Origin of the sequence: Chitinimonas prasina, from assembly GCF_030160395.1 — a bacterium.
Lineage (GTDB): Bacteria > Pseudomonadota > Gammaproteobacteria > Burkholderiales > Chitinimonadaceae > Chitinimonas > Chitinimonas prasina.
Map to the genome: position 1 here is coordinate 666,866 of NZ_BSOG01000001.1, position 24,536 is coordinate 691,401.

A 24,536-nucleotide genomic window follows, 5' to 3' on the forward strand; every position below is an offset into this window, starting at 1 on the left:
TGTGTTAGGAGGCGAAGGCGATGATGATGCGCTTGTTCTGCTTGCCTTCGCTGCGTATCTTCTGCACCACTAGGCGGCCTACCTCGGCCGTATTGTGCACATGGGTACCACCACAGGGCTGTAGGTCGGTGCCGGTCACCTCGATCAGCCTGACCGTGCCCGTGCCACGCGGGGGCGATACCGACATGGTCTTGACCAACTCGGGATTGGCATCCAGCTCGGCCTCGTCCACCCAGCGGGCAGTCACCGGCTGCGCCGCCTCTACGAGGGCATTGAGGCCTGCTTCGATGGCCTCCTTGTCCAGCGCTTCCATCTCCACCGCGAAATCCAGCCTGGCCTTGTCGGCCGCCACCTGGCCGCCAGTGACCGGCGCCGCCACCACCTTGCACAGCAGGTGCAGGGCGGTGTGGTAGCGCATATGGGCGTAGCGGCGATCCCAATCCAGCACCAGGGTCACCTCCTCACCCACCTGCGGCAGGCTGCTGCCCTCGGCGGGTAGGTGTAGCACGGCATCAGCCGTCGCCCCCTTCACCGTATTGCTGATAACGACAATGCTGCCATCCTGTCGCAACAACTGGCCGCTATCGCCGGGCTGCCCGCCGCCGTTGGGGTAGAACACGGTGCGGTCAAACTGCATCCCCTGCTCATCCACCGCGGTGACGATGGCGGTGCACAGGCGTAGATAGGCGTCGGTACGGAACAATAGCTCGCTCATGGCGTCTCGGGTGGCGTGGTGGGTCGTTCCAGCCGCTGCAGCCGCTTCTCCAGCCTGGCCACATCGTCACGCAGGGTATCCACCTGCGTCACGAAATGCGCCGTGGCCGGCCGGGTAGCCAGCAGCCGTGCTTCTTCCTGCAGGTATTCCTGGGTGGCTTCGGCCAGATTGCGGGCAATGCGGCGGGGGTCGCCCACCAGCCCGCGTGCCCAAGTAGCCATCCGGTGCGCCGGTATGTCACCTACCACCCGCGCCAGATCCGCCTCCGCATCCCAATCCAGCGCCTGCAGTACCCGGCCTACCGTGGCCGCCAACTGGCTGTCGCCGGCCAGTTGCAGCTCACGCTCGGCGGCAGGGTCGCGCAAGGCCAGGCGGGGCAGCAGCCAGGGGGCAATAGCGATACTGGCGTGAGGGGGTGCCACGCTGGCCAGTAGATAGCCGTCGTCACCAATGACAAACACCAGGCGGAAAGGCGGCACGCTGATGGCGACCACCTGTCCGGCATGGTGGCGCAACTCGCCCCGCAGGTCTGCCCGCTGGTTCAGCAGGTGATTGAGCAAGGCCAGCCGCAGCATGGATCAGACCGGCTGTTCGTCGTTGTAGCGCTCGTTGGGCTCGCGCCAACGGTCAACAAAACGCAGACGGCTCTTCACCGGGTCGGTATCCACCTCGATGATGCGGCGGGCATAGGGCCGCAGCACATCGGCGATGCTGTTGAGCGAACCGATCAGGTAGAGATCGACGTTCTCGTACTCCACCAGGTTCTGCACCGGCTCATGGAAATCGCCATCGCCGGCAAACAGGGCCAGCTTGGTCCATTTGCGCTTATGGAAGGAACGGGTCATGTGATAGACCAGGCCCACGTCGACCGCCTTTTGGGTGGTGATCTCGTAGGTGACGTGCGTCTGCTCGGGGTGCACCACCGGGCCACCGCCAAGGTGGTTGGGCCAGTACAGCTGTTTTTTCTGCAACCAGTAATTCTTCACCCGCAGGCCAGGGCCCTTGGGATAGGGAAACGACAAGGCATTGTGCAGCTTGGAGGACATGGACTGGTTGTCGTCGGCATTGAAGAAATAGCCTTCATCCACCTGGTCACCCAGTTCCTCTTCTATCAGCTTGCGCAATTCCAGGTAGTTGATCTTTTCCCGGCCAAATGCCTTGTAGGCATAGGCGCCGTCGATAAACAAACCGATGCTCATTTTGAACGTTCCCAGCAAGTCAATAAATCAAGTTATCGAGTATCGGCCAAGTATCCACCTCCGGCCGTTTTGCTGCATGGCATTCACCATGCCGCTTTTAGTCCAGTAAAGCCAGCACCACGGCAAGGCCCGTCCCAACCAGATCGATCGCATCAATCAGATTGCCACTGCCGTTGCTCGCCTGAACCGGCGCTGGCGCCGGTCTCGCGGCCGGAGCGGCAGCCGCTTGCGGTATGGGCACGGCACGATAGCCTTCCAGCGCCTTGGCCACAGCCTCCTTGTCCAGCACCGCTACCGGCGCACGGCAGTAGCCGCAGGCATCGTCCTTGCGGATATCGACCGGCGCGCCACAGCCCGTGCATTTGACCTGGGCCACGGTCACCGCCAATGCCTGCCGCTCCGGTGCGCTCAGATCGCGGACAAACTGCTTCTCGCGCAGAAAATGCCAAAACCCGATCAATCGGCCATGTCCCGCTGTGCAGCGGTGGTAGACAAAGCGGTTGTTGCGGACGGCATCGTGGGTCAGCTGCATGGCAACGCCACAGCGTAGGCAATTGAACTTGTCGGGCAGGCCGTAACGGCCTTCTTCCTTATGGACATGCAACAGTTCGAACAGTTGCACCACCGCCTGGGGCGCCAGCTGGGCGCTCTCGTGCTGGTCCAGCCAAATCAGCTGGCAGCTGAAGCAGAAGTCCAGTTCCACTGTGCCGCCCTGGCGGCGGGCATAGTGGGCCGCCGTCATCGGTGCGCGGCAACCGGGGCAATTCACCGCCATCAGAGTTTGAAACCTTTATGCAGCGCCACCACACCGGCGGTCAAGTTGAAGTAGTCCACCTTGGCAAAGCCCACGTCGCGCATCATCTGCGCCAGTTCTTCCTGGCCAGGATGCATCCGTATGGACTCCGCCAGATACTGGTAGCTGGCCGCATCGTTGGCCACCAGCTCGCCCATCTTGGGCAGCAGCTTGAAGGAATACAGGTCATACAGCGGCGCCAGCGGCTTGGCCACCTTGGAGAACTCCAGCACCAGCAGACGGCCGCCGGGCTTCAGCACGCGCAGCATCTCAGCCAGCGCGGCATCCTTGTGGGTCATGTTGCGCAGGCCGAAAGCCACGGTAACGCAATCAAAATAATTCGCTGGAAAGGGCAGCTTCTCCGCATCGCACTGAGCCACCGGGTTCAAGTAACCCTTGTCCAGCAGGCGGTCGCGCCCCACGGTCAGCATTGAGCTGTTGATGTCGGTCAACCAGACCTGGCCACTCTTGCCCACACGCTTGAGAAAAGCCAGCGACAGGTCACCGGTGCCGCCAGCGATATCCAGCACCCTGCCGCCCTCGCGCACACCGCTCTGGGCAATGGTGAAGGCCTTCCATACCCGGTGCAGACCACCGGACATCAGGTCGTTCATCACATCGTATTTCTTGGCCACGGAGTGGAAGACCTCAGCCACTTTCTGGGCCTTCTGCGATTCGGCAACGGTCTTGTAGCCAAAATGGGTGGTTTGGTCGTCGCTCATACGGGGTCTCGAGAGAGGCCGGCGTCCGCCAGCCTTTGCAGATAGTCGTTCCAGTTGGCCGCCTGATCGCGACCCAGCTCGTACAACGTATCCCAGCCATACAGGCCACTGTCATGGCCATCATCAAACACCAGCTTCACGGCATAGTGGCCAACCGGTTCAATGCCGCGTATCCCCACCAGGCGCTTGCCCGGCACGGTCTGCATCGGCCCGCCATGGCCACGCACCTCGGCCGATGGGCTAAACACCCGCAGGTATTCGCAAGGCAACTGAAAGCGCGCACCATCGTCGAACGCAACCTCCAGCATACGGCTGGCCGCATGCAGGGTAAGTTCGGTAGGAATGGGGCTATCGGGGCGCAGACCAGCCATGGGGAAGCGATATCATGTACACGTTAACTCACTATGATACCGCGTTGGGCCGCCTGCCGGGTATGGGTATATCCCGGGCATGGTGCAAGGCAGCGCATTATAATCTGACGACTTGTAATATTTCCGTCACGCTGGTTACTTAAGCTCGCAACAACTCCTCAATCCAGAGCACAACAGAGCCTACCCAAGATGCCAGCCAATATTCTGCTCGTCGAAGATGAACCCGCCATCCAGGAACTGATCGCCTTTAATCTACAACAGGCCGGACACCACGTCCTGCGCGCCGATTCCGCCGAGGCCGGCATGAGCGTGGTGAGGAACGCCCTGCCCGACCTGATCCTGTTGGACTGGATGCTGCCTGGCATGTCTGGCATCGAGTTCGCCAAGAAGATACGTAGCGACGAGCGCACCCGCCAGGTACCGGTCATCATGCTGACCGCCCGCTCGGAAGAGACCGACAAGATCAACGGCCTGGAGACCGGGGCCGACGACTACATCACCAAGCCCTTTAGCCCCCGCGAGCTGCAGGCCCGCATCAAGGCAGTGCTGCGCCGCCGCGCGCCACAGATGACCGACGACCTGGTCGAGGTCAAGGGCCTGTCGCTGGACCCCGCTACCCACCGCGTCAACGGCAATGGCCAGCCCATAGACCTGGGCCCCACCGAGTTCCGCCTGCTGCACTTTTTCATGACCCACCCAGAGCGCGTGCATTCCCGCGCCCAATTGCTGGATCATGTATGGGGCGACCATGTATTCGTGGAAGAACGCACGGTGGATGTGCATATCCGCCGCCTGCGTTCGGCGCTGGAAGCAACCCGGCACGATGCACTGATCCAGACCGTACGTGGCACGGGCTATCGGCTCTCCGCCCTGTAAACTCGGCGCAAGCCAATAGTGGTCGCGGCACGGCGAGGCAATCAGGCCGCCGTGCCTACTGCGTTTTTCTGAACGGACTGACTTCATGTTCTGGTGGCGTACTGCCGCGCTGCTGTTAGGCGCAATCTTCCTGGCCCTGCTGCTGCAGCCCATCGTCGGCTGGCGGATATCACTGGCCGTGCTGTCGGGCAGCCTGCTGGCCCTGCTGGGCTATCACCTCTACAACCTGGATCGGCTGGGCCGCTGGCTCAACGACCCCACCCCCGATACCGTGCCGGAAAGCTACGGCGCCTGGGAAGGCGTCTACAGCCGGCTGTACCGCATGGTGCGGGCGCAGGGCAAGAGCCAGCGCAAGCTCTCTGCCGCCCTCGATCGCTTTGTGGCAGCCGGCGAAGCCATGCCCGAGGGCGTAGTGGTGCTGGACAGCAATGACCGCATCGAATGGTGTAACCCGCGATCCATGCAGCACCTGGGGCTGGATCGCAAGAAAGACCTAGGCCAGCATGTGGCCTATCTGGTTCGCCTGCCCGCCTTCCAGCACTACCTCACCACCCAGGATTACAGCCAGCCGGTCATCCTCCGCAACGTGGCTGGCAGCGACACCATACTCAGCGTGCAATTGGTGCCCTTCGACAGCACCCGCAAGCTGCTGCTGACCCGCGACATCACCCAGCTGGAGCGTGTGCAAACCGTACACCGCGACTTTGTTGCCAATGTCTCGCACGAGCTGCGCACGCCGCTGACCGTGGTCGGTGGCTTCCTGGAAACGCTGATCGACATGCCGGACATGGATCTCGCCACTCGCCAGTCGCAGCTGAAAATGATGTTCGACCAGACAGGCCGCATGCAGCGGCTGGTGGAAGACCTGCTGACGCTGTCTAGGCTGGAAAGCGGCGCCGAAGGCCGCGAGGATAGGGTCGATGCGGTGCAGTTGGCTCAGGTACTGGCTGCCGAAGCCGAGGGCCTGTCCAAGGGCCGCCACCAGGTGTGCGTGGAAGTACTCAGCGAAGCCGGCCTGCGCGGCAATTACGACGAGCTGCACAGCGCCTTTGGCAACCTGGTCAGCAATGCCGTGCGCTATACCCCTGAAGGCGGCCAGATCAGGCTGAAGTGGCGGCTGGAAGACGGCTGCGGGGTGTTCGCCGTGGAAGATACCGGCCTGGGCGTCGAAGCCCAGCACATTCCCCGCCTGACCGAGCGCTTCTACCGGGTCGATCGCGGCCGCTCCCGCTCCACCGGCGGTACCGGCCTGGGCTTGGCCATCGTCAAGCATATCGCCCAGCGCCACCAGGCCAAGCTCGAAGTGAGCAGCGAGTTGGGCAAGGGCAGTTGCTTCCGTATCCGCTTTCCCGCCAACCGGGTGCTGGAGCCTCAGGAGCTGCTGCTGAGCAGCAAATAGGTCGCCCCAAGCGGCCTCAGTTTCTCGACAGGCAATGCCGCATTGCGACGAAAGTGCAGTTTCTGGCATTGCCCCCTAGCAACGCAGAGGCAGTCCATAGCTTGTCTAGACTGCCGTTGGTGCCAGTTGCCCAGGGCTCACGGTCTACCCTAAGATGGGCCTCTTTGTTCCACCCGCAAAGCGTTGCCATGAACCCCCTGCTTGTCGCCAAATCCCTGGGCCAGCGCATCTGGCTGGACAACCTCTCTCGCGAACTGCTGGCCGGTCCGCTACAGAAACTGATCACCGAAGACGGCCTGGCCGGCGTGACCTCCAACCCGGCCATCTTCCAGAAATCCATTTCCTCAGGTGCAGGCTACGGCGACGACCTGGCACGCCTGAAAACCCAGCCGCTGAGCGCCGAGCAACGCTTCGAGGCCCTGGCCGTGCCAGACGTTCAGAGGGCCTGCGACCAGTTTGCCGCCAGCTATCGTGAATCTGGCGGCCTGGATGGCTATGTCAGCCTGGAGGTCTCGCCCTACCTGGCCCGCGATGGCGCCGGCACCCTGGCCGCTGCCCAGCGCCTGTGGGCGGCAATAGACCGCCCCAATGCCATGATCAAGATACCGGCCACAGCCGAGAGCCTGCCCGCGTTTACAGCCGCCATTGCTGCCGGCATCAATGTCAACGTGACCCTGATGTTTGGCCAGCAACACTGCGACGCCGTGTTCGAAGCCTACGTCGCCGGTCTGCGCCAGCGTCTTGCCAGCGGCGGCAGCGTGGCCCAGCTGCGCTCGGTGGCCAGCCTGTTCCTGTCCCGCGTCGACACCCTGGTGGACGCCAGGCTCGATGGCCTGGGCCAGGCCGGCCAGGCGCTTAAGGGCAAGGTCGCCGTGTCGGTCGTGCGGCAGGCCTATGCCCGTTGGCAAGCCCGCTGGCACGGCCCCGAATGCGCCGACCTGCGTGCCGCAGGCGCCCATATACAGCGCCTGCTTTGGGCCAGTACCGGCACCAAGAATCCCGCCTATCCCGACACCCTCTATGTCGATGAGCTGATCGGACCCGACACTGTCAACACCCTACCCGATGCCACCCTGATCGCCTTCCGCGACCACGGCAAGGCCCAGCCACGGCTGCTGGAAGGCCACGAGCAAGCAGCCGCCGTGCTGGCGCAGCTGGCGGAACTGGGCGTGGACATGGATGCCGTCTCGGCACAATTGCAGGCCGATGGCCTCAAGCTGTTCGACGATGCCTTCGACAAGCTACTATCCCTGTTGGCCTGAGCGATAAGCCCAGAAATGCAAAAAGCCGGATCGTGTGATCCGGCTTTTTTGCTTGTGGCTGTATCTACATTTCAACCTGCGTACCCATCTCCACCACCCGGTTAGCCGGAATCTTGTAGAAATCGGTGGGGCGGGAGGCATTGCGCTGCATCCAGGTAAACACCTTTAGCTGGGGCCAGGACATATCGTAGCGCTTGGCCGGATGACGATCGCAGATAATAGTCTCGCGCGAGAGGAAATAGGAGGTGGTCATCTCATCACAGACCAGGCCATGGTCGCGCTCCGCCAGCACCAGTATCTCGGGCACCGAAGGGTCTTCGGTAAAGCCGTAGGTCGCCACGATCTGCCAGAACGATTCCGACAACCGCGTGACCTTGAGCCTGTCCTTGTCCGCCACCTTGGGCACATCGGTAGAGCCTATGGTGAGGAAGATCACCTGCTCGTGCAGCACTTTGTTGTGCTTGAGGTTATGCAGCAAGGCATGTGGCGTGGTGTCAGCACTGCCGGTCATGAAGATGGCCGTCCCCTCCACTCGGTGCGGCGGGCTGGCCTCTATGCTTTGTACGAACATTTCCAGAGGCAGCTCGCCATCGTGTATGCGGTGGAACAACTGACGCCGGCCACGCTTCCAGGTAAACATCATCACCAGCATGACCAGGCCTACCGCCATGGGGAACCAGCCCCCGGTAGGTATCTTGGGCACATTGGCCGCCAGCAAGGCAATGTCGATGACGGCAAATGCCACCAGCAGCAGCCGTATGGCGCGGGTGCGCCCAGGGTTGTTTACCTGCTTGAGCGCCACAAACGCCGTAGCGGTGGTCATGATCATGATGCCGCAAATGGCAAAACCATAGGCTGGCAGAATGTTGGCCGAGGTCTTGAAGCTGAACACCAGCAGCAACACCGCCACGCACAGCGCCCAGTTCACACCGGGTATGTAAATCTGGCCGATCTCGCTATCGGAGGTGTGTTCGATGTTCATGCGCGGCATATAGCCCAGCTGTATGGCCTGGCGAGTAATGGAGAACACCCCGGAGATCAGTGCCTGCGAGGCGATCACCGTGGCGCCGGTAGCCAATATCACCAATGGCAGGATCATGCCCTTGGGCGCCAGCAGGAAGAAGGCCTGGCCGACAGTACTGGGGTCGTGCAGCGCCAGGGCGCCCTGGCCGTAGTAGTTGAGCAGCAGCGCCGGCAGCACCACGCCAAACCAGCCGTACTGTATGGGTTTGCGGCCAAAGTGGCCCATGTCTGCATAAATGGCCTCGCCGCCCGTCACCACCAGCACCACGGCACCCAGCGACAGGAACGCCAACAAAGGTTGTGCCGCAAAGAACTGGATCGCGTAATAAGGCGACAGCGCCTTCAACACGCTGGGGTCGCGCAGGATGCCGCCTATGCCCAGCACGGCCAGCGACAGGAACCAGAGCACCACCACTGGGCCAAAGAATTTGCCCACACCAGCCGTGCCGTGCCGCTGCACGGCAAACAGCACAATGATGATAAGCACAGTCAACGGCAGCACATAGCGCTCGAACGCGGGATCAATGACCTTGAGCCCCTCCACCGCAGACAGCACCGATACCGCAGGCGTCAGCACCCCATCGCCATAGAACAGTGCAGCGCCGGCGATGCCCAGCAGGATAAAGATGGAGAACTGGCCGCGCTTGCGCTGGGTATTGCGCAAGGCCAGGGCCATCAGCGCCAGGATGCCGCCTTCGCCGTTGTTGTCGGCGCGCAACATGAACAGCACGTACTTGAACGAGATCACCAGCAGCAACGCCCAGGTGATCAGCGACAGGATACCCAGCACATTGGCCGGATTGGGCACCAGCCCATGGTGCGGACTGAAGCACTCGGCAAAGGCGTAGAGCGGGCTGGTGCCGATATCGCCATAAACCACCCCGAGGGCGGTCAGCGTCAGGGCGGCAAGCTTCTTGGGGTCTTGTGGGTCTTGCGTGGCGCTCATGTCAGCTTTCTATGCAGCAAACAAGGTAAGGGGCGGGCCCGACCGCCCTGCCGGCATCGCGATACGACCTCGCATGGCAAGCATTGGCGTCGGGATGTGCCCTGATGGCGGCGGATTATAGACCTGCCGCGCCAGCATGGTGCGCTGCAATAAGGATAATGCCGCCGAATGGTGCAGCGTTTGCCACACCAGCTTGCCGGTTTTGCCACCTAGCCCGGTACATCCCGCCCCGCCTGGAAGGTGGCCGGGTAGCGCGCCCAGTCAAAATAAGGACCAGGATCGGTCTTGCGCTCAGGGGCAATATGGCAATGCCCCAGCAGGTGCCGTATGGGATAAGCCTCTGACAGTGCCGCCAGCAGGCCATCCAGCGCCTGGTACTGGGCAGCCTCATAGGGCCAGGCATCGCCCCCCTCCAGCTCGATGCCGATGGAAAAATCATTGCAGCGTTCGCGCCCCTGCCAACGCGACACCCCGGCATGCCAGGCACGCGCGAGGCAAGGTACGAACTGGATGATCTCGCCATCGCGGCGGACAAAGAAATGCGAGGAGACCCGAACATGCTGCAGCTCCTCGAAGCAGACATGCTCAGCCGGATCGCAGGTATTGGTAAACAACCGTATCGGGCCGTCTCCGCCAAACTGGCCGGGCGGCAGGCTGATCGAGTGGATCACCACCATATCGACGGCCATGCCCTCAGCCCGTGCATCCTGGTTGGGCGAGACAATGCGCCGCACGCCGTCCAGCCAGCCTTCAGCGTCTACCTTCATGGTGCCAGGCCTCCATCAGTTCGCTAAAGCCGTCGGGGTTGCCGGGGTAGCACAACCCCTGCAATGCTGGGCGTATCCAGGGCTGGGCACTGTCGGTCCAGATATGGCCGACCGGCTGCAAGCCGGTGCTGTCGTCCAGGCTACCGGGCTTGATGCTCAGTATCTCGCTGCCGACTACTTGATGGAACAAGCGGCTACCGCAAACCGGACAGAAGCGGCATGCCATCTGCCCACCCGAGGGCAGATCACGTGTCCAGCTGGACAGGCTGCCGCGCAGCAGGGTCAGCTCCGCCCCCCTTAGCCACAAGGCCATGCCAAATGCACTGGCAGATTGCCGCTGGCAATCGGTGCAGTGGCAGGCAAACAAGGTCAGCGATTCGCCGCTGACGCGGTAGGCCACCGCCCCGCATTGGCAAGCACCGCCGTAGGTCTTCATTCGCTCTTGCCCCGGTAATCGCACAGGTCGCGCACGATACACACCGGGCAATCCGGCTTGCGCGCCTTGCAGACATAACGCCCGTGCAGTATCAGCCAATGGTGCGCATCCAGCATGAACTCGCGGGGTATCACCTTCACCAGCTTGTCCTCCACCGCCCGCACATCCTTGCCCGGCGCCAGCCCGGTACGGTTGGACACCCGGAAAATATGGGTATCAACCGCCATGGCAGGCTGGCCAAACGCCGTGTTCAACACCACATTGGCCGTCTTGCGGCCCACCCCCGGCAGCGCCTCCAGCGCCTCGCGGGTCTGCGGCACCTCGCCATCATGCAGCTCCATCAGCATGCGGCATAACTCAATCACATGCTTGGCCTTGCTGCGATACAGGCCTATGGTCTGGATATATCGCTCCAGCCCATCCTGCCCCAGCGCATAAATGGCAGCCGGTGTATTGGCCACCGGGTACAGCTTGCGGGTGGCCTTGTTGACGCCCACGTCGGTCGCCTGGGCCGACAACACCACGGCCACCAGCAGCTCAAACGGGCTGCTGTATTCCAGTTCGGTGCGGGGCTCAGGGTTCTGCGCGCGCAGGCGCTCGAAAAAGGCGCGGCGACTGTCTTTGTTCAAGGTGTGATTTCCGGCGGCGAGGCTAAGCGGTCTGCTCAACGTGGCGAATAAAGGATTCGATCAGGGTCGCAGTGGCGCGCGGGTCAGACACAAAATCGACAAACGCCAGACCCACGTGATAGCGGTTGCCCTCTATTGGCCGACAACTGGCAATGCGGCAATGGGCCTGCACGATATTCTCGCGGCCATCCAGCGGCAACATGAAATAGACATGGCAGTCACCACCCGTAGCGATCATGCGGTCATGCTCGATACCCAGGCCGGCGCTGGAAATATCCTCGATATTCCCCAACAAGCCAGGGCCTTGCCTGGGGACAACCTTGACCCAGGTCTTGAAGCGGATGCGATTATGCAGTCGGGTATTGAGCTTCATGATCCACGTATAGGTCGTCCGCCAACCCGTGCCGGGCTATTGCGGCTTTTTGTCTTTTTTCTCCGGCAGCACCATCACGGTCTGCCAGACCTCCGCCTCGCGCATTTGCGCCAGCTCGCGCTTGTGCCGCATATGCCGGACACCGAGCACGGCCAACAACAGTGGCAGCAGCACCAAAAGTAGCAAAGCCAGCGAGTTATAGCCGTAAAACAACAGGACGAGAAACAGGACGGTAAAGCCTGCCGCCCCCCAGATACCCATATTCATTGCGATTCATCTCCGTTTTTGCCGGGCGGCGCCAATCTGGCGGCGGCCTTAGCCATGATGGCCTCAAGTTTGGCACGACGCGCCGCCGCTGGATCTAGCGCTGGGGCGGCCAGATCGGCCGCTTGTCGGCTCGCCGCCTTGTCCAGTGCCGCGGCAATCTTCGCCTGCCTGGCCGCATCGGCAAAATGCGGATCATCGCGCTTGGCCAGCGCCTTGGCCGCCAGCCTGTCCGCACGCTCACGTTTGTCGCGTGCAACCCGCGCCAGATGAAAACGATGGCGCGAACGCCAATGTTCCGCCTGCGCCTCCCGCGCCGCCTTGGTCACAGGGCGTGTGGCCGGCACCATGCTGATGCAATCCACGGGGCACGGCGCAATGCACAGCTCGCAGCCGGTACACTCGTCCACCAGCACCGTATGCATCAGCTTGGCCGCGCCAAGTATGGCATCCACCGGGCAGGCCTGGATGCACAGGGTGCAGCCTATACAATGGGTTTCATCTATCAACGCCAGCGCAAACGGCTTGGTCTCGCCGTGTACAGGATTTAGCGGCACCCGCGGCAGGCCGGTCAAGCCCGCCAGCAGCGCCACTCCCTCCTCGCCGCCCGGCGGGCATTGGTTTATACCCGCCTCCTCCGCCGCGATGGCCTCGGCATAGCGATGGCAGTCGGGGTAGCCACATTGCGTGCACTGGGTCTGCGGCAACACCGCATCAATGCGCTCGACCAGAGTCAGGTTCACTGCAGGTCCTCAGCGATCAGCGAGTACCAGGCACTATCGCTGGCCGAGCCATCAGGCCGCTTGCAGTAGCGGCGCAACACGCCCTCAAACTGGAAGCCCGCCTTCTCGGCCACCCGCCGGCTGGCGATATTGTCGGCCAGGGCATAGATATGCACCCGTGGTAGGCCCAGCTCACGCAGGCCAAATTCGGCCAGCATGCGCGCGGCACGGGTCATGACCCCGCGGCCATGGCAATCACTGCGCAGCCAGTAACCCAGGTTGGCATGGTGGGTCAGCGGGCTGTTCTCTATCATCAGCCCTATGCCCCCCAGCAGGCTGCCGTCGCGGACATCCTCGATCACGCAGGCGTACTTCTGGCCAGATGGCCAATCCTGTATGCAGCGTGCTACCCACTGCTCCGCCGCCGCCATGTCGTAATCCGCATTGCACCAGGCCAGCCAGCGGCCGACCACCTCGCGCGACGCATCCACCATGGCATGGAATGGCACCACATCGTCAAAGCGGAAAGGCCGCAGCCGTATCGCGCCGTCCTGCAGCTGCCAGTCTCGCGGCAAGGTCTGCGCAGCCATACCTCAGCCCTTGCGCGCGCGGATGGCGCGTATGCTCTCGGCCACCAGGGCCGGGCCACGGTAGATCAGGCCGCTATAGATCTGCACCAGCGAGGCACCCGCCTCCATCTTCTCGGCGGCATGGCTACCTTCCAGTATGCCGCCCACACCGATGATGGGTACGCGGCCGTTCAAGGCGGTAGCCAGCGCCCGTATCACGGCGGTGGACTTGGCCCGTACCGGCGTGCCAGACAAGCCGCCGGTCTCCTTGCCATGGGCCAGATGCTCAACCCCCACCCGCGACAGCGTGGTGTTGGTGGCAATCACCCCGTCAAAGCGGTACTCCACCAGCAAACGGGCGATCTCCTGTATCTGCTCGCCTTCCAGATCCGGCGCAATCTTCAGCGCCAGCGGCACATAGCGGCCATGCCGCACTGTCAGCCGCGCCTGCTCGTCTTTCAGCGCCGACAGCAGTTTCTCCAGCTCATCCGCCCCCTGTAGCTGCCGCAGGTTCTTGGTATTAGGCGAAGAGATATTCACCGTCACATAGCTGGCATAGGGATAGACCCGGGTCAGACAGGTCAGATAGTCATTGGCCGCCTGCTCTATCGGGGTATCGAAGTTCTTGCCGATATTGATACCCAGTATGCCCCTGTACTGTGAGGCTTCCACATTCTTGACCAGGGCATCGAGGCCGCCGTTGTTGAAGCCCATGCGGTTGATGATGCCCTCGGCTGCCGGCAGCCGGAACAGACGCGGCTGCGGATTGCCGGGCTGCGGCCTGGGCGTCACCGTCCCGATCTCGATAAAGCCAAAACCCAGGTCGGCCAGCGCATCGATATGTTCGCCATTCTTGTCCAGGCCGGCACCCAGACCCACCGGATTGGGGAAGGTCAAGCCCATCACCTCCAGCGGTCGATCCTCCTCGCGGCTCCCCAGCACCGTGGCAAAACCCAGGGCATGCAAGGCCTCCAGGCTGGTAAAGGTGAGCTTGTGCGCGGTTTCCGGCTCAAACGCAAACAGTAGCGGACGCAACAGGGGGTAAAGCATGGGCAGGCTCGATTCAGGGGTTCAGGTTGATGCTGGCGTCCAGCGTATTGCGCATCAGCATGGCGATGGTCATGGGACCGACACCGCCGGGCACAGGGGTAATCCAGCTGGCACGCTCACGCGCCGGCTCAAACTCCACATCGCCGCACAGCTTGCCATTGTCCAGCCGGTTGATGCCCACATCAATCACAATGGCGCCCGGCTTGATCCAGTCGCCCTTCACGAAATTCGGTATCCCCACCCCCGCCACCACCACATCCGCCGCCCTGACCTTGTCGGCAAGGTCACGGGTCTTACTGTGGCAGACCGTCACGGTAGCGCGCGCCAGCAGCAGTTCCAGCGCTGCCGGGCGGCCGACGATATTGGAGGCGCCCACCACCACGGCATCCTTGCCCACCAGGTCCACACCCGTTTTTTCCAGCATCACCATCACGCCATGAGGGGTGCAGGGGCGCAGCAGCGGCATCTTCAAGGCCAGGCGGCCAAAGTTATAGGGATGAAAGCCATCCACATCCTTCAAGGGATTGATGGCCTCGATCACCTTTTCGGCATCGATATGCTTGGGCAGGGGAAGCTGCACCAGGATGCCATCCACACTCGGGTCGGCATTGAGCTTTTCCACCAGCGCCAGCAGATCCGCCTCGCTCAGGCTGGCCGGGAACTCATAGGACAGCGAGCGAAAACCTGCCCGCTCGCAGGCTTTTTTCTTATTGCTGACATAAACCGCCGAGGCCGGGTCATCTCCAACCAGCACCACAGCCAGTGCCGGAGCTCGCCGCCCCAACGCCAACCGGGCGTCGACCTGGCTGCGAACTTCATCGATGATTTCAGCAGAAATCAGCTTGCCATCAAGTAGTTGTGCGCTCATTGCGTGCTCCGATCGGCGGTGGCCAGTTGATGCAAAGGGCTGAATTCTCGCATTTTTTGCGTTTTGTCCCAAGTAGTAGCTTGACAAGGGTGCCGCCCCACCTTAGTATTCTGCCCTCTTCGGGGCGTAGCGCAGCCTGGTAGCGCACCTGGTTTGGGACCAGGTGGTCGTGAGTTCGAATCCCACCGCCCCGACCAAGATTTTCAGTAGTACCAGGCAGTAGAATCAACCAGGCCCGGCGCCCGTAGCTCAACCGGATAGAGCAACGGCCTTCTAAGCCGTAGGTTACAGGTTCGATTCCTGTCGGGCGCGCCAACCAGTATGATCGGTTGGATGTCGCCAAGGTAGTGCCGCAGGTTTAACGGCGGTGGATGTAGCTCAGTTGGTAGAGTCCAGGATTGTGATTCCTGTCGTCGTGGGTTCGAGTCCCATCATCCACCCCAAAGTATCAAAGCAATGGCCCAGTCGCGAGACTGGGCCATTTGTTTTTCCCGCTCCCGACCTCGCCGTCCTCGCCGATACGCCACCGAGCAGCCATCCCCCCAATGCCAGGGCCGGCATAGCTCCAAGCAGCAATACAGACACCACCCAACCGAAGTACCAGCGGCACGATACCGCAAAAAGCGCTTTACCCACGGCATCAAGCGCTTACCCGCCTCTCCCCATGAGCGAGGATGACATGAATACGCATGCGCTACTGTTAAGTGACCCTGTCAATTTTGCTGCCGTGCAATTGCCAGATAGAAAATTTCCTGGCGTTGTGTGCCAAGGAGACGCCCTCAACTCACTTGTCCAAGCGCTGGACTCGATGATGCAAGCCTTGAAGGATAGAGATCTGGATGAAATGGAAAAGCCAAATCAACCACTTGAAGGGCGTGCTTTCTGCGGCCCAGATCCACTATGAAGGTATATGCCAGATACGCGGGATTGATTTACCGTACTTCAAGTAGATCTTATCCGCCAGCGCATCGTTGCGCAGGCAACCAGCGCAGGATATGCTCCCTAGGTGGCTATGGGAGTCCTTCCTTCTACTCTCGATGAACTAGGGTTCCCGCTTTCCACCCGCGCCTGCCTTGATGGCAGGCGTTGCTACTTTCAGAGGGTTCGCCGTGCACGACATCTATTTTCGTCGACGCAGCAAATTGCTCGTCACGCCAGGATCGGGCGGCGCATCGCCTGCGCACGTCGCTACGGTGCAGAAGGAAATCGAGATATTTGGGTATGTCTTTGCGCCCGAACTCATCGACTGCCTGTACGAGCAATCCCCGGCTGAACTGGCGGCATTGCTGAGTAAAATACAACCCGTCGTCGCACGCCACCTCGGCGCCCATCGGCGCCACCAGCCGCTCTACCCCAACTTCCCCAATCAGGTTATCCAGGCAAGCGAGGCCGAGCTATATCTGAATGCCGTGCTGCACTACGCTACGCATTGGCGTACGGCCCGCCAGCCCGATGAGCGCCCACCGTTACTGCATGGCAAGCAACCACGAGTCATTCACCTTGGCACATCCGACGAATTCGAAAAGCTGTTCACGCAGCTTGCGGGCGCCAAGACATCGCTCTCCCTACAGGATCGAGAGGACCTCGACTGGTTTGTACGCCGGTACAGCGACGGTATCCACGCCCTGCTGCCCGCCGTCTTGCCGTTCAAGGAAAATCTGGCATACGTTGGCGCATCGCTGTATCGACATGCGCCATGTGAAGCGACGGATCGATTCCTGCAGAAGCATCTGCGCACTGCTACCGACGTTCTACGATTTGCTGTCGCGCTTTGCGGCGGCGATGTTTCACTTGCCACTGCTTGCCGTTTCAAACGCTTCGCACGGCATGAACGCCGCTTCGTCCTGGCATGCTTGGATGGCATCGATCAAGTTGCAGAAGACATGCTTCGCTGGGCCGAACGTTGGAAGCGCTTGGGTGAAGTCTTGCACCCAGGCGAATATGCAGAACGCTATCCGAAGGCCTACACCGGATTCAAGATACTGCGCGACGGCTTACCATACGCGACTTTCAATAGCGAAATCGAACGGTACTTGGCCAAAGGCCAGACGCATGCCGCGAGCAACCACCTAGTAAGCCGCCCCGGGGAATTCGCTCGACGACTTGATCACCTACTCCGGAATGAAACGACACCTGACAGCATCATTGCGGCGTTCGAGCGCGTTGTAGCGTGTGTGTCCACGCCGGTTCTGCTGCAGGTACTGTGCCATTTCCAGCATCGCCATCTTCCGATGTCCTTACGCTTCTTCTTGCCCAAGGGCGAAATCGCCAAGATATTTGCAAGGAAGGATACGCGGCCTGCCATCGCCACTGCCACGGCAGCATGCGTTGTAGCGTTATGTGAATCCGCTTTGATTGCACGCTTCTCGCAGCTTCCCGCATTGGGCAGATGCTATGTCGACCCTGCGCTGAAACGCCATCTGGTACCCATGGCGCAGCGCGCCGCCGCCAAATCGCTTCGCACACTGGTGCGCGGTAGCCAATTATCCTTACCGCCAGCCCGATTCATGCGCTTGTTCCTATGGTGGCAGAACGGACGTAGCCGAACTGACATCGACCTGTCCGCAGTACTCTACGACGGCGAATTCCGCTATCTCTCTTCCCTGGCCTACTTCAACTTGCGGCAGTGGGGTGCCTACCATAGCGGTGATATCGTCGATGCACCAACAGGTGCAGCCGAATTCATCGACCTGGATCTCGCACACCTTGAGAAAGCAGGCGTACGATTCATCGTCACCGCCATCAACAGCTACACCATGCAGCCGTACTGCGACCTACCGGAATGCTTCGCGGGATGGATGGCGCGTGAGGACTTGCAGTCTGGAGAGGTATTCGAGCCTCGAACTGTCGAAGATCGGATCGATCTAGCGTCCAATACGGCGCAATGCATCCCCTTTATCGTGGACCTGACCACGAGACGAATCATCTGGGCTGATATTGGGTTGACCCATGGTATCGGCTGGAACAACACGATCAACAACCTGTCCGGCATCTCTCTCATGCTTCGCGCAATGGTCTACGGTATCAAGCCAGACTTGCACACCCTTTTCTCATTGCACGCCCGCGCCCGGGGGACACTGGTCGTGGATGCGGCAAACGCCGATCACGTGTATTCAGAGCACGAAGGCACGACCCCGATGGATATCGATCGGATTCGCGCAGATTACCTTTGAGTCCGCCTCGAACGTGTTCCGAGGACGAATGGTTGTGAGGCTCAGCTTAGAGCAGCTAACAAAACCCAGCGTAGCGGTTCTGGCTAGGAGAGCGAACGATCACAGTACGTGGGTACGGCAAGCTCGCACAAGAACACCAGAAGGTTTCTGTTAGCCGCTCTTAGCGCCCTTCTGCCAAGTCGCTCTATTCTTTGCAGTCTTTGCAGGATGAACAACATCACTAGGGCCTTGTTTCTTGCACTGCCTACTGTGAGGTTCATGCTGACATCCCCGCTCTGCAGTATCCCCGGCAAGCTATGCTCAACTTAGCAGTACCACCCCAGCTTGCCCGCCGATATCCGCAAGGACACCTGGTAAGGACATGTACCCTGCAACACGGCACTGACAAATTCCGCATCGCTCTAGAGCAAGCCCCACCGCTTCGGCATGGTAGTAGTCAAGCCCACGGGCAAAGGTTTTGGCATCCACCAATTGATTGATGCCGGACAAAGTGAGGGGTTCCAGAAGGGACATGGCGATGCCAGAGCAATGTGTTAGATATCAGGCGGGCACGGCCACCCACCCCAAGGCGGCAGATTACTACGCCAAGGCCGGCACAATCACCGCTAGCCGCCCGCGCCACGATGGCACTTTGTCTTTTTCCCCGCTCCCACCATAATCGCAGCCATCTCAGCCCGCAGGATGCCCATGAAAAACGCGCTCAATGTGCTCGGCCTACCGCTGGAGCCATGCAGCCTCAAGCCGCTGACCGGTTTTTTCCGTGATGGCTGCTGCAATACCAGCCCCGAGGACGTGGGCCGCCATACCGTTTGCGTGCAGCTTACCCGCGAGTTCCTGGCTTTTTCCATGGCCCGTGGCAACGACCTCAGCACACCCCGGCCCGAGTTCGAGTTCCCTGGCCTCAAGCCTGGCGATCGCTGGTGCGTCTGCGCCGCCCGCTGGGTAGAGGCCCTGGTGGAAGGCGCAGCCGCCCCCATCGTGCTGGCCGCCACCCACGAGGACGTTCTGGAGCTGGTGTCGCTGGAAACCCTGGTGGACTACGCGCTGGAGCTACCGCCCATTTAGAGCCGCTGACAAAACCCTTCTGGCGTTGTTGAGCGAGCTTGCCGTACCCGCGTACTGTCTGCTGCGCGCACCAGCTGCGCGCGCCAGCTCTCGCACGCCTAGCCAGTACCGCTACGCCGGTTTTTGTGAGCCGCTCTTAAGCGCCCTGCCATACGAACAAACCCTATTCACCGCAAACCGAGGAGCTTTCAACGCATGAGCAATGATCTCGACAACCTGTTTGCCAACAATCGCCGCTGGGCGGACAAGGTCAAGGCCGAGGTACCCGATTTCTTCGAGCAACTGGCCAAGCAGCAGACGCCGGAATACATGTGGATAGGCTGCGCCGACAGCCGCGTGCCGGCCAACGAGCTGATAGGCCTGCTGCCGGGCGAAGTCTTCGTCCACCGCAATGTGGCCAACCTGATCGTCCACTCCGACCTCAACTGCCTGTCTGCGGTGCAGTTCGCCGTCGATATGCTGCAGGTCAAGCACCTGATCGTGTGCGGCCACTATGGCTGCGGCGGGGTGCGTGCAGCGCTGGAAGACCGTCGCGTGGGCCTGGCCGATAACTGGCTGCGACATATCCATGACCTGCGCCGGGTACATGGCCGCTGGCTGGAGAAGTTTCCGCCCGAGATGCACCTGGACAAGTTGTGCGAGCTCAATGTGATCGAGCAGGTGGTAAACGCCTCACAGACCACGGTGGTGCAGGATGCCTGGGCACGCGGCCAGCAGGTCACTGTGCACGGCTGGGTGTATAGGCTGTCTGACGGACTGCTGCACGATATGCAGATTACCGTAGGCCACCCCGAGGAACTGATGGACCGCTACCGCGATTTCTTCAAGCGTGACCTGCCCTGATCACCCGGCAACCCGCCCAGGCACTCGCCCGGGCGGGCTTAAGCCGCTGATACAGAAAAGAAAACTGGACACATTCCAGCGACTTGCGTAGCATCCGCGCCCCTCTTGAAAAAGGTGCGTTCCGATGTATTCCTCCCCTGCCCGTGCCTGCGGCATCGACTTCGGCACCTCCAATTCCACCGCGGGCTGGCTTCGGCCGGGCCAATCGGCGCTGCTGGCGCTGGAAGACGGCAAGCTGACCCTGCCCTCGGTGGTGTTCTTCAATGCCGAGGAAGAATCAGTGGCCTTTGGCCGCCAAGGCTTGGCCGAATACCTGGACGGCTACGAAGGCCGCCTGATGCGCTCGCTCAAGAGCCTGTTGGGCTCCAGCCTGATCGACGGCCAGACCGAAGTGCTGGGCCGCGCCCTGCCCTTCCGCGAGCTGCTGTCGCGCTTCATCGGCGAACTCAAGCTGCGGGCCGAGCAGTCGGCCGACCGCGAGTTCGATACGGCCGTGTTCGGCCGGCCCGTGCATTTCGTGGACGACAACCCCACCGCCGACCAGCAGGCCCAGCGTACCCTGGAGGAAACCGCTCGCGCCGTGGGCTTCAAGGAAGTCAGCTTCCAGTTCGAGCCCATTGCCGCCGCCTTCCACTACGAACAAACCATCACCCGCGAGGAGTTGGTGCTGATTGCCGATATCGGCGGCGGCACCTCGGACTTCTCGCTGGTCCGCCTGTCGCCCCAGCGCACCCAGCAGTTGGACAGGCGCGACGATCTGCTGGCCAACGGCGGCGTGCACATAGGTGGCACCGACTTCGACAAATACCTCAGCCTGGCTGGCCTGATGCCGCTGCTGGGCTACCGCACACGCCTGCGCAACAACGCCGAGGTGCCGTCCAGCTACTACTTCAACCTGGCCACCTGGCACACCATCAACTTCACCTACACCCGCAAGATCTGGATGGAGCTGCAGGAGGTCTACCGCGATGCCATGGAGAAGGACAAGCTGGATCGCCTGCTGAGCCTGATCGAACAGCGGGCCGGCCACTGGCTGGCCCTGCGGGTGGAGGAAGCCAAGATCGCGCTATCCGACCAGCCCAGCACCACCCTGCTGCTGGACAGGCTGCAAACCGGCCTGACCCACGATATCGATCGCCCCACCTTCGAGCAGGCCACCAGCAGCCTGGTGGACGATGTGGAGCGGACCGTAGCCAACCTGCTGCGCGATGCCGGGGTGCAGGCCGAGGGCATAGACACGGTGTTCTTCACCGGCGGCTCCAGCGGCATACCGCTGCTGCGCCGCCGCATCGCCGCCCTGTTGCCCGCCGCACGTGCCGTCGAAGGCGACCTGTTCGGCAGCATAGGCGCCGGCCTGGCCGTGGAAGCCATGCGACGCTACGGCCCTGCCGACTGAAGCACTGCGCATCTGGCTGATCACCCAAGCAAAAGCCCGCTGCAGAGAGCGGGCTTTTGCTTGGGAGGCACCGGCCAACCTGCGAGGCTAAGCTACGCCTAGTTGATACCCAGGCGCTCCATCCGATAGCGGAGCGACCGAAAGGTCACGCCCAGTATCTTGGCCGCCTGGGTTCGGTTGAAACGGGTCTTGTCCAGCGCTTCCAGTATGGCTTCACGCTCGGTCCGGTCCAGGTAGTCCTGCAGCGGATACTTGTCGCCTATGGCGGCAGCCGGCAGCGCCTCGTCACCGTCGCGCAGGCTCAGCTGCAGGTCTGCCACCCGTATCTGGCGGCCATCGCATAGCGCCAGCGCACGCTCCAGCACGTTCTCCAGCTCGCGCACATTGCCGGGGAAGTCATAGGCACTGAGCGCCTGCAGCGCATCAGGCGCCAGCTTGGGCTCATCCATGCCATTGCGTACCGCCAACCGCGCCAGCACCCCCTTGGCGATCACCGGTATATCCTCGCGCATCTCGCGCAGCGCTGGCATCTTCAGCTCGATCACGTTCAGGCGGTAATACAAGTCCTGCCGGAAGCGCCCCTCTTCCACACACTTGGCCAGGTTCTGGTGGGTGGCGCAGATGATGCGCACATCGGTGGGGATTTCCTTGGTATCGCCCAGCTTGCGCACGCTCTTTTCCTGTATGGCCCGCAGCAGTTTGACCTGCATGGCCAGCGGCAGATCCGCCACTTCATCAAGGAACAGGGTGCCGCCATTGGCCGCCTGGAAAAAACCATCACGCTCGGCGTCGGCACCGGTGAATGCCCCCTTGCGGGTGCCAAAGAACTCGCTCTCCATCAGATTCTCGGGGATGGCGCCGCAGTTCACCGCCACAAAGGGCTGGGACGCCCGACTGGATTGGGCATGGATCAGCCGTGCCGCCCGCTCCTTGCCGCTGCCCGATTCGCCGGTCAGGTAAACCGGCGCCTGGTTGCGCGCCAGCCTGTCTATCAGCTGCAACGCCTGCTGCAGGGCCGGCGATTCGCCTATGAAGGTTCTATCGCCCGGCTCAACCACCTTGGCGGCCGGGGTGTCCAGCACCAGGGCCGAGCGTACCAGGGTGCGCAGCTGGTCCAGCGATACCGGCTTGGCTAGGTAGTCAAAGGCACCAGCCTTGAGCGCCTCCACCGCGTTGTCTAGGCTGCCATAGGCAGTAATCACCGCGATAGGCACATCGAAACCCTGCGTCTGGATATGCCTCACCACATCCAGGCCAGAACCATCACCCATGCGCATATCGGTCAGGCACAGGTCTACGCCGCCGGCGTCCAGCACGGACTTGGCTTCTTCCACGCCGCTGGCCATCTTGACGTCCAGACCCATCTTCAGCAGGGTCAATTCGACCAGCTCGCGCAGATCCGGTTCGTCATCAACAACCAGGATGCAGGGGACTTTGCTTGTACGTTTGCTCATGCAGGGCGGGCCGGAAAAGTGATACGGAAACAGGCACCACCGAGCTTGTCGCCCGGTGGTGAAGACACATATTCGAGCACGCTGGCATTGCCAGCGCAAATCTCGCGGGCAATATAAAGGCCCAAGCCCGTCCCTTTGGCATCGGTGGTAAAGAAAGGCTCGAACAGCTTGCTCACATCGGCTGCCGGTACACCAGGGCCGTCGTCATGCACATCCAGTACCCAGGCATCCGCCAGCCGCGCCACCCGCAAACCCAGGGCGCCATCCATCCGTGTACTGTAGCGCCAGCCATTGCGGCACAGATTCCACAGCACCTGGTGCAACTGCCCCTCATCAAAGCGGGCCACAGCCCCCTTGGGGCAGTGCAGGGTCAGCTCGGCAGCAATGCCTTCCACCTCGCGGAACTCCTCTACAAAGGCAGTCAACCATTCATGCAGGCGTATATCCACCGGCTCGGCCCGGTCGCGCCGGTTCAGGTCCAGCACGGCGCGCACGATGCCATCCAGCCGCCGGCTGTTTTCCACCATGATGCGGGTCAGCCTCAAACTGGCCGGGTCCTGGGCCTCCTCCGCCATCAATTGGGCAGCATGGCCTATGGCCGACAAGGGATTGCGTATCTCATGGGCAATGTTCGCCGTCAGGCGGCCCAACGCAGCCAGTTTCATCTGCTGCGCCTCGCGCCGCAGCCGCTCTATGTCTTCCAGAAACACCACCGTGCCGCCCTCGGCATTGCCCACCTTGATGGGCATGAAGCGGGGCCGCACCACCTGGCGGGTAATCTCCAGGTCCACCGGTAGCAAGCTGTGGCCGGCCTGCCAGCTGGCCAACGCACCAGTCAGCAATGGGTTGAATTCGCTCAGCCGGGTCTTTCCAGCCACCATGCCCGGCCCCAGCAGCCGCTCAGCCTGCTGGTTGAACTGCCGTATCACGCCGGCCTCGTCCAGCACCAGCACGCCGTCCGACACATCCTGCAAGATCAGGCGGTTGATCTGCGCCATATTGGCCAGCTCACTGCCGCGCCGAGCCGCCAGCCGCTCCGACTCGGTGGCATAGCTGGCCAGCCGGTGCGCCAGCCAGGCCGTGGCAAAACAGGCAATGCTGAGCATGGCCGCCTGGAAGAAATCAGCGGTGCCCCCCTCGGTGGCGACATACTGCAAGGCCTGCTGCAGCAGCAGGGCAATACTGGCAAGCGCCGCATGGAACAAGGTGGTGCGGCCACGGCTGATCAGCCCCGCACCGGCCAGATAGGGCAGCAGCATCAGACCCATGCCGGTCCGTAAACCACCGACGATATCCATGACCGCTACGATAAAGCCGATGTCGCAGGCCACCTGCAGTGTCAGCAACAGGCGGAAGTTGGGCCAGCGCCGTTGCAGGCAGATGCCGAATACCACGGCCAGCAGCAAATAAACCAGCGACAACCAGACCAGCGACACCCTGTCGCCCAGGGTCGGGAAGAAGGCATCACTCAGGCGCCAGCTGACAAAAGCCAGGGCAACGGCAATCAGGGCGCGGAACCAGTTGAATATCCTGGCGGAACGCCAGAGGTCGCTCGAAATCAGGGTGCGTGTCTGTAGCATGGCGGAAGTTTATAAAGGTCTTGCGCCAAAAGCACCAGTCC

General features: G+C 61.7%; 26 protein-coding genes and 3 tRNA genes. 11 read left to right on the forward strand and 18 right to left on the reverse strand.

Annotation, left to right across the window (positions count from 1 at the left end; genetic code table 11):
* Nucleotides 1–4 precede the first annotated feature (4 nt).
* From QQK16_RS03160 to QQK16_RS03185, 6 genes are all read right to left on the reverse strand, one after another.
* Complete coding sequence (locus QQK16_RS03160; RefSeq protein ID WP_284194971.1) at nucleotides 5–715, reverse strand: alanyl-tRNA editing protein; 711 nt, start codon at nucleotides 713–715, stop codon at nucleotides 5–7.
* Nucleotides 712–1,290 carry a ubiquinone biosynthesis accessory factor UbiJ gene (locus tag QQK16_RS03165; RefSeq protein ID WP_284194972.1) on the reverse strand — a complete coding sequence of 193 codons (579 nt, stop codon included), beginning with the start codon at nucleotides 1,288–1,290 and terminating at the stop codon, nucleotides 712–714. The genes QQK16_RS03160 and QQK16_RS03165 overlap by 4 nt, the downstream gene beginning before the upstream one ends.
* 3 nt (nucleotides 1,291–1,293) lie before the next feature.
* Nucleotides 1,294–1,914, reverse strand: coding sequence for an NYN domain-containing protein (locus QQK16_RS03170; RefSeq protein WP_284194973.1), 621 nt, complete (start codon nucleotides 1,912–1,914; stop codon nucleotides 1,294–1,296).
* A gap of 97 nt (nucleotides 1,915–2,011) precedes the next feature.
* Nucleotides 2,012–2,689 carry a zf-TFIIB domain-containing protein gene (locus QQK16_RS03175; RefSeq protein ID WP_284194974.1) on the reverse strand — a complete coding sequence of 226 codons (678 nt, stop codon included), beginning with the start codon at nucleotides 2,687–2,689 and terminating at the stop codon, nucleotides 2,012–2,014.
* Nucleotides 2,689–3,429, reverse strand: coding sequence for a bifunctional demethylmenaquinone methyltransferase/2-methoxy-6-polyprenyl-1,4-benzoquinol methylase UbiE (gene ubiE / locus QQK16_RS03180; protein ID WP_284194975.1), 741 nt, complete (start codon nucleotides 3,427–3,429; stop codon nucleotides 2,689–2,691). The genes QQK16_RS03175 and ubiE overlap by 1 nt, the downstream gene beginning before the upstream one ends.
* Complete coding sequence (locus QQK16_RS03185) at nucleotides 3,426–3,800, reverse strand: DUF971 domain-containing protein (RefSeq protein ID WP_284194976.1); 375 nt, start codon at nucleotides 3,798–3,800, stop codon at nucleotides 3,426–3,428. The genes ubiE and QQK16_RS03185 overlap by 4 nt, the downstream gene beginning before the upstream one ends.
* Before the next feature lie 189 nt (nucleotides 3,801–3,989).
* Between QQK16_RS03185 and phoB the strand changes: the two genes are divergently transcribed.
* The 3 genes from phoB (at nucleotide 3,990) to tal (ending at nucleotide 7,337) form a co-directional block, all read left to right on the forward strand.
* Nucleotides 3,990–4,676: a phosphate regulon transcriptional regulator PhoB gene (gene phoB, locus QQK16_RS03190; protein WP_284194977.1), complete on the forward strand. Its 687-nt coding sequence runs from the start codon at nucleotides 3,990–3,992 to the stop codon at nucleotides 4,674–4,676.
* Nucleotides 4,677–4,761: 85 nt separating this feature from the next.
* A complete protein-coding gene (gene phoR, locus QQK16_RS03195) occupies nucleotides 4,762–6,075 on the forward strand; it encodes a phosphate regulon sensor histidine kinase PhoR (protein ID WP_284194978.1) in 1,314 nt (437 codons plus the stop codon).
* Nucleotides 6,076–6,263: 188 nt separating this feature from the next.
* Nucleotides 6,264–7,337 (forward strand): transaldolase, encoded by a 1,074-nt coding sequence (gene tal, locus QQK16_RS03200; RefSeq protein ID WP_284194979.1) that lies wholly within the window; start codon nucleotides 6,264–6,266, stop codon nucleotides 7,335–7,337.
* A 64-nt stretch (nucleotides 7,338–7,401) separates the two neighbouring features.
* Here tal and QQK16_RS03205 read toward each other — a convergent pair whose 3' ends face one another.
* The 10 genes from QQK16_RS03205 to folD form a co-directional block, all read right to left on the reverse strand.
* Nucleotides 7,402–9,306 carry a potassium transporter Kup gene (locus QQK16_RS03205; protein ID WP_284194980.1) on the reverse strand — a complete coding sequence of 635 codons (1,905 nt, stop codon included), beginning with the start codon at nucleotides 9,304–9,306 and terminating at the stop codon, nucleotides 7,402–7,404.
* 209 nt (nucleotides 9,307–9,515) lie between these two features.
* The gene (gene ampD / locus QQK16_RS03210; protein WP_284194981.1) at nucleotides 9,516–10,073 is read right to left on the reverse strand and encodes a 1,6-anhydro-N-acetylmuramyl-L-alanine amidase AmpD; all 558 of its coding nucleotides are present in this window, start codon (nucleotides 10,071–10,073) and stop codon (nucleotides 9,516–9,518) included.
* Complete coding sequence (locus QQK16_RS03215) at nucleotides 10,057–10,509, reverse strand: GFA family protein (protein WP_284194982.1); 453 nt, start codon at nucleotides 10,507–10,509, stop codon at nucleotides 10,057–10,059. The genes ampD and QQK16_RS03215 overlap by 17 nt, the downstream gene beginning before the upstream one ends.
* Nucleotides 10,506–11,138 (reverse strand): endonuclease III, encoded by a 633-nt coding sequence (nth, locus tag QQK16_RS03220; RefSeq protein WP_284194983.1) that lies wholly within the window; start codon nucleotides 11,136–11,138, stop codon nucleotides 10,506–10,508. Before nth ends, QQK16_RS03215 begins: the two co-directional genes overlap by 4 nt.
* Before the next feature lie 22 nt (nucleotides 11,139–11,160).
* Nucleotides 11,161–11,511, reverse strand: coding sequence for a PilZ domain-containing protein (locus QQK16_RS03225; protein WP_284194984.1), 351 nt, complete (start codon nucleotides 11,509–11,511; stop codon nucleotides 11,161–11,163).
* Between the two features lie 36 nt (nucleotides 11,512–11,547).
* On the reverse strand, nucleotides 11,548–11,778 hold the full coding sequence (locus QQK16_RS03230) for a hypothetical protein (RefSeq protein WP_284194985.1): 231 nt from the start codon (nucleotides 11,776–11,778) through the stop codon (nucleotides 11,548–11,550).
* Nucleotides 11,775–12,518 (reverse strand): RnfABCDGE type electron transport complex subunit B, encoded by a 744-nt coding sequence (locus tag QQK16_RS03235; RefSeq protein WP_284194986.1) that lies wholly within the window; start codon nucleotides 12,516–12,518, stop codon nucleotides 11,775–11,777. The genes QQK16_RS03230 and QQK16_RS03235 overlap by 4 nt, the downstream gene beginning before the upstream one ends.
* Nucleotides 12,515–13,087, reverse strand: a complete 573-nt coding sequence (locus QQK16_RS03240) for a GNAT family N-acetyltransferase (protein WP_284194987.1) — start codon at nucleotides 13,085–13,087, stop codon at nucleotides 12,515–12,517. Before QQK16_RS03240 ends, QQK16_RS03235 begins: the two co-directional genes overlap by 4 nt.
* 3 nt (nucleotides 13,088–13,090) lie before the next feature.
* On the reverse strand, nucleotides 13,091–14,116 hold the full coding sequence (locus tag QQK16_RS03245; protein ID WP_284194988.1) for a quinone-dependent dihydroorotate dehydrogenase: 1,026 nt from the start codon (nucleotides 14,114–14,116) through the stop codon (nucleotides 13,091–13,093).
* 13 nt (nucleotides 14,117–14,129) lie between these two features.
* A complete protein-coding gene (gene folD, locus QQK16_RS03250; protein ID WP_284194989.1) occupies nucleotides 14,130–14,984 on the reverse strand; it encodes a bifunctional methylenetetrahydrofolate dehydrogenase/methenyltetrahydrofolate cyclohydrolase FolD in 855 nt (284 codons plus the stop codon).
* A gap of 120 nt (nucleotides 14,985–15,104) precedes the next feature.
* Here folD and QQK16_RS03255 point away from each other — a divergent pair.
* The 8 genes from QQK16_RS03255 (at nucleotide 15,105) to QQK16_RS03290 (ending at nucleotide 21,461) form a co-directional block, all read left to right on the forward strand.
* Nucleotides 15,105–15,181 (forward strand) — tRNA-Pro (locus tag QQK16_RS03255).
* Nucleotides 15,182–15,222: 41 nt separating this feature from the next.
* Nucleotides 15,223–15,299 (forward strand) — tRNA-Arg (locus QQK16_RS03260).
* A 52-nt stretch (nucleotides 15,300–15,351) separates the two neighbouring features.
* A tRNA-His gene (locus QQK16_RS03265) sits at nucleotides 15,352–15,427 on the forward strand.
* Nucleotides 15,428–15,648: 221 nt separating this feature from the next.
* Nucleotides 15,649–15,888, forward strand: a complete 240-nt coding sequence (locus QQK16_RS03270; RefSeq protein WP_284194990.1) for a DUF6959 family protein — start codon at nucleotides 15,649–15,651, stop codon at nucleotides 15,886–15,888.
* Between the two features lie 205 nt (nucleotides 15,889–16,093).
* Nucleotides 16,094–18,157 (forward strand): TerD family protein, encoded by a 2,064-nt coding sequence (locus QQK16_RS03275; RefSeq protein WP_284194991.1) that lies wholly within the window; start codon nucleotides 16,094–16,096, stop codon nucleotides 18,155–18,157.
* 687 nt (nucleotides 18,158–18,844) lie between these two features.
* Nucleotides 18,845–19,222 carry a DUF2237 family protein gene (locus QQK16_RS03280; protein WP_284194992.1) on the forward strand — a complete coding sequence of 126 codons (378 nt, stop codon included), beginning with the start codon at nucleotides 18,845–18,847 and terminating at the stop codon, nucleotides 19,220–19,222.
* Nucleotides 19,223–19,417: 195 nt separating this feature from the next.
* Nucleotides 19,418–20,065: a carbonate dehydratase gene (gene can, locus QQK16_RS03285; RefSeq protein WP_284194993.1), complete on the forward strand. Its 648-nt coding sequence runs from the start codon at nucleotides 19,418–19,420 to the stop codon at nucleotides 20,063–20,065.
* A gap of 124 nt (nucleotides 20,066–20,189) precedes the next feature.
* A complete protein-coding gene (locus tag QQK16_RS03290) occupies nucleotides 20,190–21,461 on the forward strand; it encodes an Hsp70 family protein (protein ID WP_284194994.1) in 1,272 nt (423 codons plus the stop codon).
* A gap of 98 nt (nucleotides 21,462–21,559) precedes the next feature.
* Here the strand turns inward: QQK16_RS03290 and QQK16_RS03295 are convergent, their stop codons facing one another.
* The gene (locus QQK16_RS03295) at nucleotides 21,560–22,915 is read right to left on the reverse strand and encodes a sigma-54-dependent transcriptional regulator (RefSeq protein WP_284194995.1); all 1,356 of its coding nucleotides are present in this window, start codon (nucleotides 22,913–22,915) and stop codon (nucleotides 21,560–21,562) included.
* Complete coding sequence (locus tag QQK16_RS03300) at nucleotides 22,912–24,495, reverse strand: two-component system sensor histidine kinase NtrB (RefSeq protein ID WP_284194996.1); 1,584 nt, start codon at nucleotides 24,493–24,495, stop codon at nucleotides 22,912–22,914. Before QQK16_RS03300 ends, QQK16_RS03295 begins: the two co-directional genes overlap by 4 nt.
* Nucleotides 24,496–24,536: the final 41 nt, after the last annotated feature.

What these genes read in the sequence shown, in the direction of transcription:
- QQK16_RS03225 (WP_284194984.1), bottom strand. Translation starts at nt 11,511, where the DNA reads ATGAAGCTCAATACCCGACTGCATAATCGCATCCGCTTCAAGACCTGG.
- QQK16_RS03300 (WP_284194996.1), bottom strand. Translation starts at nt 24,495, where the DNA reads ATGCTACAGACACGCACCCTGATTTCGAGCGACCTCTGGCGTTCCGCC.
- ubiE (WP_284194975.1), bottom strand. Translation starts at nt 3,429, where the DNA reads ATGAGCGACGACCAAACCACCCATTTTGGCTACAAGACCGTTGCCGAA.
- can (WP_284194993.1), top strand. Translation starts at nt 19,418, where the DNA reads ATGAGCAATGATCTCGACAACCTGTTTGCCAACAATCGCCGCTGGGCG.
- QQK16_RS03280 (WP_284194992.1), top strand. Translation starts at nt 18,845, where the DNA reads ATGAAAAACGCGCTCAATGTGCTCGGCCTACCGCTGGAGCCATGCAGC.
- QQK16_RS03230 (WP_284194985.1), bottom strand. Translation starts at nt 11,778, where the DNA reads ATGAATATGGGTATCTGGGGGGCGGCAGGCTTTACCGTCCTGTTTCTC.
- QQK16_RS03170 (WP_284194973.1), bottom strand. Translation starts at nt 1,914, where the DNA reads ATGAGCATCGGTTTGTTTATCGACGGCGCCTATGCCTACAAGGCATTT.
- QQK16_RS03160 (WP_284194971.1), bottom strand. Translation starts at nt 715, where the DNA reads ATGAGCGAGCTATTGTTCCGTACCGACGCCTATCTACGCCTGTGCACC.
- ampD (WP_284194981.1), bottom strand. Translation starts at nt 10,073, where the DNA reads ATGAAGGTAGACGCTGAAGGCTGGCTGGACGGCGTGCGGCGCATTGTC.
- QQK16_RS03290 (WP_284194994.1), top strand. Translation starts at nt 20,190, where the DNA reads ATGTATTCCTCCCCTGCCCGTGCCTGCGGCATCGACTTCGGCACCTCC.
- QQK16_RS03240 (WP_284194987.1), bottom strand. Translation starts at nt 13,087, where the DNA reads ATGGCTGCGCAGACCTTGCCGCGAGACTGGCAGCTGCAGGACGGCGCG.
- QQK16_RS03245 (WP_284194988.1), bottom strand. Translation starts at nt 14,116, where the DNA reads ATGCTTTACCCCCTGTTGCGTCCGCTACTGTTTGCGTTTGAGCCGGAA.
- QQK16_RS03215 (WP_284194982.1), bottom strand. Translation starts at nt 10,509, where the DNA reads ATGAAGACCTACGGCGGTGCTTGCCAATGCGGGGCGGTGGCCTACCGC.
- phoR (WP_284194978.1), top strand. Translation starts at nt 4,762, where the DNA reads ATGTTCTGGTGGCGTACTGCCGCGCTGCTGTTAGGCGCAATCTTCCTG.
- folD (WP_284194989.1), bottom strand. Translation starts at nt 14,984, where the DNA reads ATGAGCGCACAACTACTTGATGGCAAGCTGATTTCTGCTGAAATCATC.
- phoB (WP_284194977.1), top strand. Translation starts at nt 3,990, where the DNA reads ATGCCAGCCAATATTCTGCTCGTCGAAGATGAACCCGCCATCCAGGAA.
- QQK16_RS03270 (WP_284194990.1), top strand. Translation starts at nt 15,649, where the DNA reads ATGAGCGAGGATGACATGAATACGCATGCGCTACTGTTAAGTGACCCT.
- QQK16_RS03165 (WP_284194972.1), bottom strand. Translation starts at nt 1,290, where the DNA reads ATGCTGCGGCTGGCCTTGCTCAATCACCTGCTGAACCAGCGGGCAGAC.
- tal (WP_284194979.1), top strand. Translation starts at nt 6,264, where the DNA reads ATGAACCCCCTGCTTGTCGCCAAATCCCTGGGCCAGCGCATCTGGCTG.
- QQK16_RS03185 (WP_284194976.1), bottom strand. Translation starts at nt 3,800, where the DNA reads ATGGCTGGTCTGCGCCCCGATAGCCCCATTCCTACCGAACTTACCCTG.
- QQK16_RS03175 (WP_284194974.1), bottom strand. Translation starts at nt 2,689, where the DNA reads ATGGCGGTGAATTGCCCCGGTTGCCGCGCACCGATGACGGCGGCCCAC.
- QQK16_RS03295 (WP_284194995.1), bottom strand. Translation starts at nt 22,915, where the DNA reads ATGAGCAAACGTACAAGCAAAGTCCCCTGCATCCTGGTTGTTGATGAC.
- QQK16_RS03205 (WP_284194980.1), bottom strand. Translation starts at nt 9,306, where the DNA reads ATGAGCGCCACGCAAGACCCACAAGACCCCAAGAAGCTTGCCGCCCTG.